The sequence below is a fragment of the Buchnera aphidicola (Stegophylla sp.) genome (assembly GCF_005080785.1).
Taxonomy (GTDB): Bacteria; Pseudomonadota; Gammaproteobacteria; order Enterobacterales; family Enterobacteriaceae; genus Buchnera_L; species Buchnera_L aphidicola_AQ.
In genome coordinates this window covers 154629-172954 of sequence record NZ_CP032998.1, presented here as the reverse complement: position 1 = coordinate 172954, position 18326 = coordinate 154629, and the positions used below count along the sequence as shown (strand labels likewise).

Below are 18326 nucleotides of genomic sequence, written 5' to 3'. Positions count from 1 at the left end.
AAAAATTTTGTGATTCTAAAAATTTTATTTTACTTATATTTATTTTAAAAATAAACAATCCACATACACTTACACAAAAAGCAAAAAATAATACTCATTGTATTGTAAAAATTCTTACAAAAATCTCATATAAAATGTATATTTACAACTATTATATATAAAATTTTAAAATCATTCATTGAAATATGTTAATAAAAATATTTTATAATATAAAGAATGCTTGTTAAATATAATAAATTTTTACTTATTAATAAACTGAATAAAATATAATACATTTTATTCTACAAATCTATTCAACATGTAAATAATAAATGATTTTTTTAAATCATACTTTCATAACTTCCAATTCTTTATTTGATAATATAATATTAACTTTATTAATATAAAAATTAGTTAACTTTTGTATTTCATTATGTACAATACGTTCTAAATCTTTGTCAATAATTTTATCCTGAACATATTTCTTTAATGTTTCATTTGCACAACGACGAATATTACGAATAGCAACTCGATTGTTTTCAGCTTGTTGTTTAATAAATATAAATATTTTCTTTCTTTTTTCCTCTGTTACATAAGGCATAACAATTCTAATATAATTACCATGTACAATAGGATTTAATCCTAAATTTGATTGAATAATAGCTTTCTCAACAATTTTAGTAAGAGTATGATCAAAAATACTTAATTTTAAAGTACACGAATTTTCAACAGTAATATTTGCTAACTGTTTTATTGGTGTTATAGATCCATAATATTCTATACATATTCCTTCTATTAAAGATGGTGATACTTTACCTAAATGCAATCCACAAATTTTTTTTTTAAAATTTTTAACACATTTATACATTTGATTTTCTACATCTTTCTTAAAATTATCCATCATATAATATAACCTATTATCAAATTAAATAACATATTTATATTTAAAAATCAAAATTGTAATATATAATAACCTGTTATAACATTATTTCTTTTTTATACTAACACTTATATACACAATATTTTAAATAATTTCTCCTAGTTCAAATCTAATAAATTTTAAAATCTTTATATTATTTTCAAGTAAAAAATCTTTCATTTTTTTATTAGGATCAATAATAAAATTTTGTTCATATAAAACAACATTATTAATAAATTTTTTCATTTTACCATCAACAATTTTTTTAGATATTAAGTCAGATTTTCCAGATTGTTTCACAATATCCAATTGTATTTGTCTTTCATTTTTTATGACAGAAATAGGAATATCATCAGAATGTAAAAAATCTGGTTTACTTGCAGCAATATGCATAGCAATTTGCTTCATTAAAGTTGAATTCTGAGAACACTGAGTATCCAATAAAACACCAATTCTAAACCCATGAATATATGATGTAATAAAACAACCTTGTAAAATATAATATCTACGAATAATAATATTTTCATTAAATTTAGAAATTAAATCAATTCTTTTATTATTACAAACATGTCTTAAATGATTTATATCTTTTATATTTTGAATACATAATTGTTTTAGTACTTCTTTAGCGAAATAAATAAATTCCTCATGTTGTGCAACAAAATCAGTTTCACAGTTTACTTCTATTAAATATCCAAAATTATTTTTAATTTTAGACAATATAACACCATGTAATGCAACATTAAGACTTTTTTTTTCTGCTTTCAAAATACCATTTTTCCGTAAATAAACAATAGCTTTTTCTAAATTTCCTGAAGAATGCAATAACGCTTTTTTACAATCCATAATTCCACTGCCTGTTTTTAGTCTTAATTTTTTAATAAGATTACAATTAATATTCATTATAAAATACCTTATTCATATCACATAAAAACAATTATTAAATTTACAAAGAATAATTTATATAAATATACATTAAATTATATTATACCAAATATACAATATAATTACATTAATTATGATCTACAATATGCTCACTCATGTCATTAACAATATAAGTAACAATAGTATTCAAATATAAATTCACTGATCTAATAGCATCATCATTCCCAGGAATAATAAAATCAATTCCTTCAGGACTAGAGTTAGTATCTACTACGGAAAATACAGGAATACCTAAATTATTTGCTTCTTTAATAGAAATTCGTTCATATTCAGCATCTATAACAAAAATAGCATCTGGTAATCCCCCCATATCTTTAATACCTCCTAAACTACTTTGTAACTTCAATAATTCTCGAGATTTTACTAAACCTTCTTTTTTGGTTAATTTATCTAAAATGCCTTCTTGAATTTGTTGTTCTAAATCTTTTAAACGCTTAATAGATTGTCTAACAGTTTTCCAATTAGTTAACATACCCCCTAACCAACGTTGATTAACATAAAACTGTTTACAACTCACAGCAGCATTTTGAATAGCATTACTAGCAATTTTTTTTGTACCAACAAATAATATTTTTCCTTGACATGAATGAATTTTTTTTAACTCTAATAATGCTTTATAAAACATAGGTACTGTTTTTTCTAAATTAATAATATGTACTTTATTACGAACCCCAAAAATAAATGGTTTCATCTTTGGATTCCAATGACGTGTTTGATGTCCAAAATGCACTCCTGCTTTTATCATATCTCTCATAGAAACTATTTGCATTATACATACCTCTACATAATTGCACAAAATATTAACTATATCACTTCTTTATAATTTTAATTATTACACATAATTAAATATATAATAACTTAAAATCAAATATTAATATTATTTCAAAAATAAAAATTAAATTTTTTAATATTATTATATGATAAATATTCAATATATAAAATAAAAAAATTCAAAACTAATATTCAAAATATATGATAGATTCAAATTTTTAAATATACAAATATGACTATGAATAAAAATGAACATTGTTATAAAAAATAAAAACGACATTGAAAAAATGAAAATATCTGGTTATCTTGCATCTGAAGTACTCGATATGATTAAACCATACCTTGTTCCTGATATCACAACCTTAGAATTAAACAATATTTGTCATGATTATATTAAAAATAAACAAAAAGCTATACCTGGATGTTTAGGATATCAAGGATTTCCAAAATCTGTTTGTATATCTGTAAATAACGTTGTATGTCATGGTATACCTAATCATCAAGAAAAACTAAAAAAAGGTGATATTGTTAATATTGATGTCACAATTATCAAAGACAAATATTATGCAGACACTTCTAAAATGTTTATCATCCACCCATGTAAAAAAAAAGAAGCTAAAAAACTATGTTATGCAGCACAACAGAGTCTTTATTCTACATTTAAAATAATTAAACCAGGTATTCCAATAAATCTAATTGGAAAAGAAATACAAAAATATATTAATACAACACCATATTCTATTGTAGAAGAATATTGTGGACATGGCATTGGTAAAAATTTTCATGAAAAACCATACATTTTACATTATTTAAACAATTATAAAAAAATAATTTTACAAGAAGGTATGATATTCACTATAGAACCAATAATTAATTTAGGTGAAAAACATGTATTTTGTATGCAAGATGGTTGGACAATAAAAACAAAAGATAACAGTTTATCGGCACAATATGAACATACTATTTTAGTAACAAAAGATGGATGTGAAATTTTAACACTCAGAAAAAAAGAAAAAATAAATAGAATATATAAAAATATTTAACAAAAAAAAGAGTTAATATTATGAAAAAACTAAAAAAAACTATCAATGAAATTTTTAAACTTAAAGATCAAATCAACTATAAAAATATTACCTGTTCAGATTTTAATGCTATACACCAAACAATTAATCTTATCGATCATGGATTATTAACTGTATCAGAAAAAATATCTGGACAATGGATTACACATCAATGGTTAAAAAAAGCAATATTATTATATTTTTGTATTCAAAAAAATCAAATTAATCAAGAAACAAAAAACACCTTCTACGATAAAATTAACCTAAAATATGAAAATATTACAGATTTAGAATTAAAAAAAAATAATATCCGTATTGTACCTCCAACAACAATTCGAAAAGGAGCATTTATTGGTAAAAACACTATACTTATGCCTTCTTTTATAAATATAGGAGCATACATAGATAGTGGAACCATGATAGACACATGGTCTACTGTGGGATCTTGTGCCCGAATAGGAAAAAACGTTCATCTTTCTGGAGGAGTAGGAATAGGAGGAGTACTAGAACCCATACAAAATAATCCTACTATTATTGAAGACAATTGTTTTATCGGCGCTAGATCTGAAATTGTTGAAGGAGTAATTGTTGAAGAAGGATCCGTAATCTCAATGGGGGTATATATTAGCCAAAGTACTAAAATATACAATCGACAAACAAAAACAATTACTTATGGAAAAATACCATCCGGTTCCGTTGTAGTACCAGGTACTCTACCTTCACAAGATAAAAAATATAATTTATATTGTGCTATAATTGTCAAACAAGTTGATCATAATACATTAAAAAAAACAGAAATTAATCAACTATTAAGAAATATCAATTAAACCTATTCTGATATTATATATATAAATATAAAATCATTAATGAATCTTATACAAAAAATTATTTCATACACATACACTACCATATAATATCGATCAAATATATATTTATTATATACAATTATAAAATACTTACTCTGATATATTATTCATATACCTTAATGTATATACATTAAATAATATCATTATATACCTAAAACATTTCACACGTTCAAAGTATATATATTATTAATAACAATGACTACCATACAATAAAACTAAAAACAATTAAATATTACCCAATAAATTATACAAACTAAGTAAATAAAATGACATTTTACATTCTATATTTAATATAACCTCATCAAAAAGAACATAACTATACAATTTAATGAGATATATTATAAAAAGTGACATTAAGGAAAAAAAATGGAAATATTTTCAGGATCAGAAATAGTCATTCGCGCACTCATTGATCAAGGAATAAAATATATATTTGGGTATCCCGGAGGATCTGTTTTAGATATTTATGATGTATTAAAAAAAAACTCTTTAATCAAACATATACTTGTACGACATGAACAAAGTGCTACTCATATGGCAGATGGATACGCTCGAGCAACAGGTAAAATAGGAGTCGTACTTGTTACTTCAGGTCCAGGAGCAACTAATTCAATTACAGGAATTGCTACTGCTTATATGGATTCAATTCCAATGATCATTATTTCAGGACAAGTTGATGCATCATTAATTGGATATGACGCATTTCAAGAATGTGATATGTTAGGTATTTCCAGACCGATCGTTAAACATAGCTTTCTTATTAAACATATCGAAGATATCCCAATTATTTTTAAAAAATCATTTTTATTAGCTGTAACAGGAAGACCAGGACCTGTTGTAATAGATATTCCAAAAAATATTTTAAACCACGTCAACACAAAACCATATATTCAAACTCAATCAATACATATAAAACCACGTTACCTAAAAATACCAGAATGTAACACCAAAAAATTAAAACAAATATTAAAAATATTATTATCTGCTCAAAAACCAATTATATATATTGGTGGAGGAATAATCATTTCAAATAGTTCTAAAAAAATTCAAAAACTAGCAGAAATTTTAAATATTCCAGTAACAACTTCCTTAATGGGATTAGGAGCATTTCCTGGCCAACATCCTCAAAATCTTCATATGATCGGCATGCATGGAACATATGAAGCAAATATGGCTATGCATCATGCTGATGTTATACTTGCTATTGGAGTAAGATTTGATGATAGAACCACAAATAACATTGAAAAATATTGTCCCCATGCACAAATAATACACATTGATATTGATCCTACATCAATATCTAAAACAATTATTGCAAATATATCAATTGTTGGAGACGCAAAAGAAATATTACATAACTTATTGCAACTACTTAAATATCATAACACATATATCAACCCTAATCGATTAATACCATGGTGGATACGTATTACAAAATGGAGAAAAAAAAATAGTCTAAAATATAATACAAATAGTAAAAAAATAAAACCCCAACACGTAATCGAAATATTATGGAAATTAACTAAAGGACAAGCTTACATAACAACTGATGTAGGTCAACATCAAATGTTTACAGCATTATATTACACATTCAATAAACCAAGACGATGGATTAATTCTGGCGGTTTAGGAACTATGGGATTTGGATTACCAGCAGCATTAGGCGTAAAATTAGCTTTACCTAAAGAAAAAGTAATTTGTATTACAGGAGATGGAAGTATACAAATGAATATACAGGAATTATCAACTGCCATGCAATATCAATTACCGATATTAATATTAAATTTGAATAATCGGTCATTAGGTATGGTACGACAATGGCAAGATATACTGTATGCAGGAAGACATTCGCATTCTTATATGAAATCACTCCCTAACTTTGTTAAATTATCAGAATCATACGGTCATATTGGTATTTCAATTACTCAAAAGAATAAATTAAAAAAAAAATTAAAATTCGCATTAGAAAAATTATTAAACGGCTATTTAGTTTTTGTAGACATATATATTGATCATCATGAACATGTATATCCCATGCAAATTAAAGGAGGAGGAATGAATGAAATGCGATTTAAAAAATAATAAAAAAACAATATTATCAATACTTTTAGAAAATGAGTCCGGTTCCTTATCTCGAATCATAGGATTATTTACACACAAAGGTTATCATATAGAAAGTATGAATGTTAATCTGACAAACAAAAATAAAATATTCCAAGTCATAATAAAAACTATAGGAAATCAAAAAACTATTGAACAAATTGAAAAACAACTATATAAATTAATTAATGTATTACAAGTTATTAAAATTATACCAAATCAATCTATAGAACGAGAAATTATGATAATTAAAATTCATAATACTAATAAAGAAAAAAAAATAGAAATATATCAAATAATTAAAATTTTTAAAGGAAGAATTATCCATTTCACATTAAATGAATACATCATTCAAATTTCAGGAACACAAAAAAAAATAAACACTTTTATTAAAATTATTAAAAATATTTCTAAAATTACTACAATTTCAAGATCAAGTATAATAAGCATAAATAAATAATAATAAACAAAAATACAAAGTATTTATTTAATTAAAACTACACTATGAAAAACCAAAAACATATTACAGTACTATTACATGAAGCTATAAAATATTTAAATATTAAAAAAAATGGAATATATATTGATGGTACTTTTGGAGGAGGAGGACATTCTTTAAATATTTTAAAACATCTTGGAAAACAAGGTAAATTATACTCTTTTGATCAAGATCCATATGCTATAAATATTGCCAAAAAAATATTTGACTCTAGATTTCATATTATACAAGACAAATTTTCAAATATCACTATGCACGCTAAAAATATGAATATTTATAAAAAAATTGATGGTATTTTATTAGATTTAGGACCATCATCCATGCAACTTTTTAATCCTCAAAGAGGATTTTCATTCCGAATTAACGGACCATTAGATATGCGTATGAATCCTTGCCACGGAACATCTGCAAAACAATGGATTAACACTAGTAATCAAAATACTATCGCATATATATTAAAAACATTAGGAGAAGAAAAATATGCAAAAAAAATTGCAAATAAAATTGTAAAAATAAGAAATATTAAACCAATTAATACAACTCAAGAATTATCTGCAATCATTCAAAACATTGTTCCATATAACAAATATAAACATCCAGCAAGACGTAGTTTTCAAGCTATTCGTATATTTATTAATCAAGAATTATATGAAATTAAAACATTTCTTCAACAAGTATTAAATATCTTAAATTCACACGGTAAAATCGTCATTATTAGTTTTCATTCTATCGAAGATAGAATTATAAAAAAATTTATGATCCAACATAGTCAAAATGTTAATATACCTTATAATTTACCTATAACAGAAAACAAAATAAATCAATTAAACATAAAAAAAATTAAAAATATAAAAAGAATTTTCCCAAGTCCACAAGAAATGATACAAAATCCTCGATCAAGAAGTGCTATTTTAAGAACTGCACAACTAATAGAATAGTAAATTAATAATATAACAAAAAAATTATTGAATAAAATAATGATAATATCTTATATATCATAATGATTCAAATATACACATCCATGATACTACACAATGTAGTAAATAAAATATTAATAAAAATAAAATTATTAATATAATAATATAATATCAAAAACATAATACCAAAAAATAATTTCTAAAATTCAAAAATAATTATCACTTATAAAACTAATTAACCATAAAAAATAAAGAATTAATATTTTCAAACATATTTGCATAAAAAATATAATAAAAAAAAATATAATAAAATCAGAATATATAATACAAAATTATTAAATAATTACAATACTATCACTGAATATATATTAAAATAATCAAATAACATAAATAAATAATTATGATTAAAAATTATATATAGTTCAATACTTTACAATATCATATATTATTTATCAATTATTAAATATCAAAACAAAATAAATTATAAATAATAAATTTATAAAATATTAACATAACAAAAATAAAACGATATATAATATAATAAAATATTTTACATATACTATAAAATATAAAAAATAAAATTGCATGATGTTGAATATATTACCAATATCATTAAACTACACTATACATCAATCTAATACAACAACTTAAAATTCTTCATATTAATAGTTAAAAAATAATCATTTTATAATTACATCACTATTAAGTAAACCAATATCTTAAAAAAAATTGATATTCTAATCAAATGTTATTCACTAATAAAAATATTATAATTGTATATTAAATAATACTAATAAAACAAAATATATAAAATATAATGTATATAAAAAATAACATAAAATCAATTTTTTACACATAATATTAAATTACAAAATAAATATTACCTTACAATAAAGATTATAATACATAAAATAAAAAAATATTTTAAAATAAAATTACATCTATAATAATATATAATAAAATATACTTATCATAAAAAATAAAAAATTATTTCATCATAAATATAACTATAATATCAAATATTAAACATTTAAATAAAATATATAATACTAAAATAAAAAATATAAATTTTATATAAAATATTTTGACGACAATTATCAAAAATAATATTCATAATAATATAAAAGAATATTATAAAATTATATTAATCATCAAATTAAAATAATAAATATATAAATAATTAATTATAAAAATAAAAAATTAAAAAGTTATTATTAAAATCTTTATTATACAATAAATATATAAATATTAAAAATGAATCCTATTATTAATAATAAAGAGCATATATGATTAACACATCTAAATTTAAATTACAATTTACTCAATCAGCATTAAACAAAATAAATAAACTACTTGGAAAAAAAAAAAATCAATATTCACAATTTCGAATTTATATCACTGGCGGGGGATGTAGTGGTTTTCAATATAACTTCAAAATAGATAAAAAAATTAATAGTCATGATATAATAATAAAATATCCATTTACTATAGTTATTGATCCTATTAGTTTTCAATATTTGATAGGAGGAAAAATCGATTACCAAGAAACATTATCAGGATCCAAATTTATAGTTTCTAATCCTAATGCAAAAACTACCTGCGGATGTGGTTTATCTTTTAGCGTATAAACAATTATAACAAAACTATAAAATATAAAAAATCATATGCATAAAATTTAATACATAAATAATATTTTATAAAAACTTTGTATCATATATGTAATAAATCATGATCTATAAAATTATTTTAAATATCTTGTTTCATACGTAAACACTTCAAATTTATTAAATCTGTAATACTACCTTGAAAGATCTGAGAAGATAATCCTATTGTTTCATATAATGTAGGATGAGCATGTATTGTCAAAGAGATATCTTCCATATCACATTCCATTTCAATTGCCAAAGTAATTTCAGATATCAATTCTCCAGCCTGTCGACCAATAATTACACCACCAATAATCTTATTATTCTTCTTATTAACAATTAATTTTGTCATTCCATTTGAACAATTAGAAACAATTGCTCTTCCAGATGCTTTCCAAGGAAAAATAGACACTTCATAATCAATACCTTGTTTAATAGCTTCCATTTCATTAATACCAACCCATGCAATTTCAGGATCAGTATATGCTACTGAAGGAATCACTCTAGGATCAAAATAATGTTTATAACCAGCTATTACTTCTGCAACAATATGACCTTGATGCATACCTTTATGTGCTAACATTGGTTCCCCAATAACATCACCAATAGCATAAATACTAGAAACATTTGTACGTAATTGATTATCTACAATAATAAAATTATTTTGATCCACTTTAATTCCAACTGTATCAATTCCTAAGTCATGTATATTTGATGTACGACCAATAGCAATTAAAATAGAATTATAAAAAACTTTTTCTCTTTTATCATTATTACTTAAAGTTACTAAAACTCCATTATTGTGTAAAACAATATCACATATTTCAGTTTCTAATAAAACATTAAAATCCTGTTTTATAGATCTATGAAAAATATTTATAACATCCATATCTAACACTGGTAATAATCGACTACATCGATCAATAACGTCAACTTTAACACCAATAGAACTATAAAAAGTTGCCATTTCCAATCCAATAATACCTGATCCAACAATTAACAAACGATCAGGTATACTATTTAAAGATAATGCTTGAGTAGAATTCCATATATTCGGACTATTAGGCATATTCGGTAAAGTTACCGGTTTAGATCCAGTGGCTAAAATAATATTCTTAAAATGTATATTAACATGTTCTGTATCATTAGATACTAAAAAAGTTTTTTCATCTACAAAATGACCAACTCCCTGTAACAAATCAATATTCCTTTTTTGCATCATATTCTGTAATCCAGAAGATAAATTAAAAATAATATTCTCTTTATGCGACTTTATTAAACTAAAATCAATTTTTGGTTTACCAAAAATAACACCTTGTTTCGATATTTCTTTTGCTTCTTTTATTACTTTAGCAAAATGTAATAACAACTTAGATGGAATACATCCAACATTTAAACATACACCACCTAATGAACTATATTTTTCTACTAAAACTGTTTGTAATCCTAAATCAGCACTTCGAAAAGCCGATGAATATCCTGCAGGACCAGAACCAATTACTAAAACTTGAGCATTAATATCTCGAATCATATCAAATCCTTTAACAAAAATAAAATAAAATTATCATGGCCGATACATTCTAAACATATAATTTAATATATTTATAATAATATATTATTATCTAAATAATTAACAAAAAATATACACACACTAAACTAATAATAATCTTAAATCATTCAAAACACTACTAATAAATGTCATAAATCTTACACTATCTGCTCCATTCACAATACGATGATCATAAGATAAAGATAATGGTAACATTAACCTAGGTATAAACTTTGTACCAGTCCAATACGGTTGATAAAAAGCTTTAGAAATACCTAAAATAGCTACCTCAGGAGAATTAATAATAGGAGTAAAAAACTTTCCACCTATATTACCTAAACTAGATATTGTAAAACATCCTCCTTGACAATCAGAAATAGATAATTTTTTATCTCGAGCATTTTTTGATTGTTTCGCAATATCATAAGCAATTTCAGATATAGTTTTACCTTTAACATTTTTAATTACAGGTACTACTAACCCATATGATGTATCTACTGCTATACCAATATTAATATATTTTTTCAAAAAAATCTTTTTATTATCTAAAGAAATAGAACTATTAAAATAAGGAAATCTCTCTAATCCTTTCGAAACAGATTTTATAATAAACGATAATAATGTCAATCGGTTGTCTTTAAAATCTTGCATATTATTACATTTTTGACGAAATTCTTCTAATTCAGTAATATCTACTTCATCAAATTGTGTAACATGCGGAATAGTACTCCAACTTTTAAATAAAAAAGAACCTGATATGATTTTTATTTTATCAATATCAATGATCTCAATATCACCAAACTGATCAAAATTAAATGGTTCTAAATTACTAATATTATTCATTCTTTTAGTACCACTATTATTTAATTGATCTTTAATGTTAAAATTATAATTCTCAATATCCTTTCTCAAAATTCGATTCTTTCGTCCACTACCTGTTATTTTCGTAAGATCAATATTTGATAATCGTGCTAAACGACGAATTAATGGAGTAGCATGTACATGATTATATGATTGATTATAACAAATATTATTAACAGCTTTGTTTAACGATGTATCACTAGTAATTTGTGTTTTTTTACATTGAATTTTATCATTTTCAACCTTAATTAACATAATTACAAAATCAGTTGTTACAATATCAGAAACTTTAACAAAAATTTTTGAAACAATACCATCATAAGGTGATGGGATTTCCATAGATGTTTTTTTACCCTCTACAACTATTAAACCTTGTTCCTTCGATACATGATCATGTACTTTAACTAAAATTTCGACTACTTCAACTTTGTCAATACCCAAATCAGGCATTTTAATTTTATAATTTTTTATCATATAATTCTCTCCTCATAATAATCGTGGATTATGTTTGTCAATGTCAATATTAAATTTTGATATTGCATCTAATACTATTTGTTTATTGATAATATTACATTTATATAATTCTGTTAATGCAGAAATAACAATATAAAATGAATTTACTTCAAAAAAATTTCTTAAATTTTTTCTACTATCCGAACGCCCAAAACCATCCGTCCCTAATACTCTATATGTAACAGCAGGAATATAATTTCTTATTTGTTCAGCAAATAATTTCATATAATCAGTAGCAGCAACTGCTGGAAAAGAATTCATAACTTTAGCAATATATGGTACTTTTAACTTTCTTGTAGGATGTAACATATTCCATCGTTCACAATCTTGTCCATTTCTTGCTAATTCTGTAAAAGATGTCACACTATAAATATCAGATCCAATTGAATAATCATTTAACAATATAATTGCTGCTTCACATACACTTTTCAAAATGGCACCAGATCCCATAAGTTGTACTCTACCTTTTAAACCATCATATGATATCAATTTATAAATTCCCCTTATAATACCTTGTTCTACACCTATAGGCATATCAGGCATATAATAATTTTCATTTATAGTAGTAATATAATAATATATATTTTCTTGATTTTGACCATACATTCTATGTAACCCATTTTGTATAATAACAGCTAATTCATAAGAATAAGCAGGATCATAAGATATACAATTTGGTATTGTCAAAGATTGAATATGACTATGTCCATCTTGATGTTGTAATCCTTCACCATTTAATGTAGTTCGACCTGAAGTCGCTCCAATTAAAAAACCTCGAGCTTGCTGATCACCTGCTGCCCAAAACAAATCACCAACTCTTTGAAAACCAAACATAGAATAATAAATATAAAATGGAATCATAGGGAAATTACTATTACTATATGACGTAGCTGCAGCTAACCATGATGACGCTGCACCTAATTCACTAATACCTTCCTGTAATATTTGACCATTCTTATCTTCTCGATAATATAACAAATGATCTTTATCTTGAGGGATGTATTTTTGACCATTAGAATTATAAATACCAACTTTTCTAATTAATCCCTCCATGCCAAATGTACGCGCTTCATCTGCAATAATTGGAACAATTCTATCTTTAATAGAATCAAAATTTAATAAAATATTTAATATTCGTACAAAAACCATAGTAGTAGAAAGTTTTTTATTCTGTTTAATTATAACAGACTTAAAATCATCTAGACTGGGTAATATTAACTGTTCTGTAAATTTAGACAACCGACAAGGAAGATAACCACCTAATTTTCTTCTTTGATTGTGAATATAATTATATTCTGGAGACCCTTTTTTAAAAGTAATATAAGGAAGTTTTTTAATCTCCTCAACACTAAAAGGTATATTAAAACGATCACACATATATTGTAAACTTTTTACATCCATATACTTAATCTGATGCGCAATATTTTTACCTTCTGCAATATTCCCCATCCCATACCCTTTAACAGTATGCATTAAAATAACTACAGGTTTTTCTTTAGATAATTTTGCTTGTTGAAAAGCAGAAAAAATTTTTTTCGAATCATGACCTCCACGATCTAAATTTAAAATTTCTTCATCAGTCATATTTTTTACTAACTCTAAAGTTTCAGGATACTTACCAAAAAAATACTTTCGAATATATGCACCACTTTTAGATGTAAAATTTTGATAATCCCCATCGACTGTCTCATTCATTAATTGTAATAATTTACCATTTTGATCACGTTTTAATAAATTATCCCATTGACTTCCCCAAATAACTTTAATTACTTCCCATCCAGCTCCATAAAATAAATTTTCTAATTCACAAATAATTTTACCATTTCCAAAAACAGGACCATCTAACCTTTGTAAATTACAATTAATCACATAAATTAAATTATTTAATTTTTCTCGAGATGCCATAGTAATTGCACCTTTTGATTCCGGTTCATCCATTTCACCATCACCAAGAAAAACATATACCGTACGTGAACATGTTGATCTTAAACCTCTATTATCTAAATATTTTAAAAACTTAGCTTGATAAATTGCATTAATTGCACTTAAACCCATAGAAACTGTTGGAAACTGCCAAAAATTAGGCATTAATTTTGGGTGAGGATATGAAGATAAACCGCGATGATGAACTTCTTGTCTAAAATTATCTATTTGTTCTTTACTTAGTCTGCCTTCTAAAAAAGCACGAGAATAAATTCCAGGAGAAATATGACCTTGAAAATAAACTAAATCTCCATTTTTATGACTCTGAGATGCTTTAAAAATATGATTAAAACATACTTCATAAATTGTTGCTGATGATTGAAAAGAAGATAAATGCCCGCCCAAATCTATATTTTTATTAGATGCACGTAGAACCATAATAATAGCATTCCACCGTACTGCTGAACAAATATTTCTTTCTATTAATATATTCCCAGGATAACATGACTCACGTTCTACAGAAATAGTATTAATATAATCTTGCATTATTAATGTTTCTCTTTCCATAAAAATTCCATATTTTTTTACATTTTTCATAATACACTGAAAAATAAACTTAGCTCTATCTATACCGTCACGATCAATCAATGATTGAAAAGCATCGATCCATTCACTAGTTTCAAGTGGATCAATATCGTGAAAAAAACGATTCTTCATCCTTGAAACTCCTTAATTAAAAATTAATTTAATATTAGCAAATATTATTTCATGATACTCTTTAAAATATTTTAATCAATATATATATAAAATAATATTAAAATATTTTACTCATAATCATATTATTACAACAATAATTTATTATAAATTATAAAATAATTAAATATTATGCAAAAATAAAAAATAATTCAATCAATTTAAACAAAATATTTATTATAAATAAAGAAAAAAAATATTACACTATCTCATATGTTTATAATATATAAATAAACATATAATTTCAATATCTTAATATATTTAAATATAAAAAATTTTTCATATTTATTAAATTATATTATCATAATGAATAATAAAATATAATATTATAAAAAATATAATTTACGTCTTACAATTTATTTAAATTATACTATATATAAATTATATTTTATTAATTACTATAATTATTAATATTAATTAAAAAAATAAACATAACAAGAATATATGTAATGTATAATCAAAATAACATAAAACAATATCAATTTACTTTAAACAATAATTTTAACAAACATTTTAAAAAAAAAAATTTTTTCAAAAATACGTAAAACAACCTCATGTTTTAATGTATTTAACATATTTGTAAACATAATAAACGATTCCCGAATATATTCTTGTTTAGGTTCTTTCTGTGCATAACTTCTTAAATGAATACTTCGTTTTAAATATTCTAAAGATAATAAATGCTCTTTCCATAATTTATCTAAATAAAATAACATAATCCTTCGCTCAATATCATAAATATTTAAAAAACTATCTTTCATTTTATGAAAATAATACTTTTTTTTAATTACTTGATATATTTTATTAAAAATAATTCTATTAGAAAAATTTATATGTTTATTAAGATATATAATAGAAAATATTAAGTGAAAATCAGTTTTTAAAATCTGTACCATATCGATAATTTTCCATTTTTTATAAAATATATTATTCGGACAATATATATTTATAATATTTAATATAACATCCCGTAAAATATTTTGAATTAAAAAACTAATATTTTTTGTACTAATTATTTCATATCTCTTTTTATAAATAACTTTTCTTTGTTCATTTAAAATATTATCATATTCTAACAATTGTTTACGAATTTCAAAATTCTGATTTTCTATTTTCTTTTGTGCATGATAAATAGCCTTGGTAATCCATGAATTTTCTAAAGAACATCCTACTTTTATTCCTAATCTTCTTATCATAATTTTAATTTTATTCGGTATAAAAATACGTATTAATGTATCATCCATTGATAAATAAAAACGTGATGAACCAGGATCACCTTGACGTCCTGATCGACCCCTTAACTGATTATCAATACGACGTGACTCATACCGTTCTGTACCAATAATATGTAAACCACCGGACAAAATTACTAAATCATGTTCACGTTTCCAAGATAACTGATGCATTTTATATTCCTGATCAGAATGACATTCCATTCGCAATTTTTTATTTCCACCTAAAACTATATCAGTACCTCTACCAGCCATATTAGTGGAAATAGTTACTGAACTCAACTTACCAGCTTGTGATATAATTTTAGCTTCTTCAATAACATTTTTAGCATTTAAAACATTGTTCTCAATCCCTAACTGAAACAACCGTCTTGAAATCATTTCTGACTTTTCAATTGATATTGTTCCTACTAAAACAGGTTGATTTATAAACACGCATTTTTGTATATCCTTAACAATAGCATCATATTTTTCTTGTACAGTAATATACAGAACATCAGAGTAATCTTTTCGAATTATCGAACGATTAGTCGGTATAATAATTGTATCTAAATCATAAATATAACTAAATTCTAACATTTCAGTAGATGCTGTTCCAGTCATACCAGAAATTTTTTTATATAACTTAAAATAATTTTGAAACGTTATAGATGCTAATATTTGATTTTCACTAAATATTTTTAATTTTTCCTTTGCTTCGATGGCTTGATGTAAACCATCTGACCAACGATAATGCCCCATTAAACGACCAGTATATTCATCTACTATAACAACTTTATTATCTTGAATAATATAATCAACATTTTTTTGAAAAATATTATGTGCACGTAAAGCATCAATAACATTTTGAATGAGAATAATATTGTAAGAAGAATATAATGAATCATTGTTATGTATTAAACAACTATCATATAAAAATTTTTCCACAATTCTAAAACCATATTCTGTTAAATTTATTTGTCTAGTTTCTTCATCAATATGAAAATGTCCAATCTTATTACTGCATTGTATATTATATTTTTTTTGCATAGTTAAATACAACACAATATCATTAATTTTCCTATATATTTCAGAACGATTAACAGATGCACCAGAAAGTACTACAGGAGTACGGGCTTCATCAATCAATATCGAATCCACTTCATCAATTAAAACATAATTTAATTGATTTTGTACACAATCCTGATTAGAAAAAACCATATTATCGCGTAAATAATCAAAACAAAACTCATTATGTGTACCATAAATAATATCAGATGAATACACTTTTTTTTTGTCTGCAATAGACAAACCTGACATATTTAATCCTACTGTTAAACCAAGAAACTCAAATAACATCCTGTGTTTTTCAGCATCACGTTTACATAAATACTCATTCATTGTAACAACATGAACACCATTACCATTCAATGCATTTAAATATATAGACAATATCGAAGTTAATGTTTTCCCTTCACCAGTATACATCTCAGCAATACATTTATTATGTAAAACAATACCCCCTAATATCTGAACATCAAAATGACGCATATTTAATATTCGTTTACTTGATTCACGTACTACCGCAAAAGCTTCTGGTAATAAATCATCTAAAATTTTACCATTCTGTAAATCATTTTTAAATAATACTGTTTTATTCTGAAGTTCTTGATCTGATAATTTAACTACATATTTTTCTAAACTATTAATATGATTTACAATACTATACAATTCATTTAGTATTCTATCATTGCGACTACCAAACATTAATTTTAATAATCTAAGTAACATAAATATTCTCATATAATTAATG

13 protein-coding genes are annotated in these 18326 nt (G+C 23.8%); 6 read left to right on the top strand and 7 right to left on the bottom strand.

Annotated elements, in window-relative coordinates:
* Positions 1–325: 325 nt before the first annotated feature.
* From frr to rpsB, 3 genes are all read right to left on the bottom strand, one after another.
* Positions 326–883: a ribosome recycling factor gene (gene frr / locus D9V79_RS00745; RefSeq protein ID WP_158351738.1), complete on the bottom strand. Its 558-nt coding sequence runs from the start codon at positions 881–883 to the stop codon at positions 326–328.
* A gap of 120 nt (positions 884–1003) precedes the next feature.
* Complete coding sequence (tsf, locus tag D9V79_RS00740; RefSeq protein ID WP_158351736.1) at positions 1004–1801, bottom strand: translation elongation factor Ts; 798 nt, start codon at positions 1799–1801, stop codon at positions 1004–1006.
* Between the two features lie 109 nt (positions 1802–1910).
* Complete coding sequence (gene rpsB, locus D9V79_RS00735; RefSeq protein ID WP_158351734.1) at positions 1911–2612, bottom strand: 30S ribosomal protein S2; 702 nt, start codon at positions 2610–2612, stop codon at positions 1911–1913.
* A gap of 250 nt (positions 2613–2862) precedes the next feature.
* Here rpsB and map point away from each other — a divergent pair, with 250 nt between their 5' ends.
* The 6 genes from map to erpA all read left to right on the top strand — a co-directional run bounded on the left by map (position 2863) and on the right by erpA (position 9685).
* Positions 2863–3657 (top strand): type I methionyl aminopeptidase, encoded by a 795-nt coding sequence (gene map / locus D9V79_RS00730; protein WP_158351732.1) that lies wholly within the window; start codon positions 2863–2865, stop codon positions 3655–3657.
* A 20-nt stretch (positions 3658–3677) separates the two neighbouring features.
* Positions 3678–4502 carry a 2,3,4,5-tetrahydropyridine-2,6-dicarboxylate N-succinyltransferase gene (dapD, locus tag D9V79_RS00725; RefSeq protein WP_158351730.1) on the top strand — a complete coding sequence of 275 codons (825 nt, stop codon included), beginning with the start codon at positions 3678–3680 and terminating at the stop codon, positions 4500–4502.
* A gap of 405 nt (positions 4503–4907) precedes the next feature.
* On the top strand, positions 4908–6623 hold the full coding sequence (ilvB, locus tag D9V79_RS00720) for a biosynthetic-type acetolactate synthase large subunit (protein WP_158351728.1): 1716 nt from the start codon (positions 4908–4910) through the stop codon (positions 6621–6623).
* On the top strand, positions 6601–7101 hold the full coding sequence (gene ilvN / locus D9V79_RS00715) for an acetolactate synthase small subunit (RefSeq protein WP_158351726.1): 501 nt from the start codon (positions 6601–6603) through the stop codon (positions 7099–7101). Before ilvB ends, ilvN begins: the two co-directional genes overlap by 23 nt.
* Positions 7102–7145: 44 nt before the next feature.
* On the top strand, positions 7146–8078 hold the full coding sequence (gene rsmH / locus D9V79_RS00710) for a 16S rRNA (cytosine(1402)-N(4))-methyltransferase RsmH (protein ID WP_158351724.1): 933 nt from the start codon (positions 7146–7148) through the stop codon (positions 8076–8078).
* 1265 nt (positions 8079–9343) lie between these two features.
* Positions 9344–9685 (top strand): iron-sulfur cluster insertion protein ErpA, encoded by a 342-nt coding sequence (gene erpA / locus D9V79_RS00705; RefSeq protein ID WP_158351722.1) that lies wholly within the window; start codon positions 9344–9346, stop codon positions 9683–9685.
* 118 nt (positions 9686–9803) lie between these two features.
* On the opposite strand, the gene lpdA is transcribed toward erpA, so the two are convergent.
* The 4 genes from lpdA to secA all read right to left on the bottom strand — a co-directional run bounded on the left by lpdA (position 9804) and on the right by secA (position 18304).
* Positions 9804–11234: a dihydrolipoyl dehydrogenase gene (gene lpdA / locus D9V79_RS00700; RefSeq protein WP_158351720.1), complete on the bottom strand. Its 1431-nt coding sequence runs from the start codon at positions 11232–11234 to the stop codon at positions 9804–9806.
* Between the two features lie 120 nt (positions 11235–11354).
* Positions 11355–12587, bottom strand: a complete 1233-nt coding sequence (locus D9V79_RS00695) for a 2-oxo acid dehydrogenase subunit E2 (RefSeq protein ID WP_261978605.1) — start codon at positions 12585–12587, stop codon at positions 11355–11357.
* Positions 12588–12599: 12 nt separating this feature from the next.
* Positions 12600–15266, bottom strand: coding sequence for a pyruvate dehydrogenase (acetyl-transferring), homodimeric type (aceE, locus tag D9V79_RS00690; protein ID WP_158351718.1), 2667 nt, complete (start codon positions 15264–15266; stop codon positions 12600–12602).
* Between the two features lie 524 nt (positions 15267–15790).
* Entirely contained in the window at positions 15791–18304 is a 2514-nt protein-coding gene (gene secA / locus D9V79_RS00685) for a preprotein translocase subunit SecA (protein ID WP_158351716.1), read from the bottom strand.
* Positions 18305–18326 lie beyond the last annotated feature (22 nt).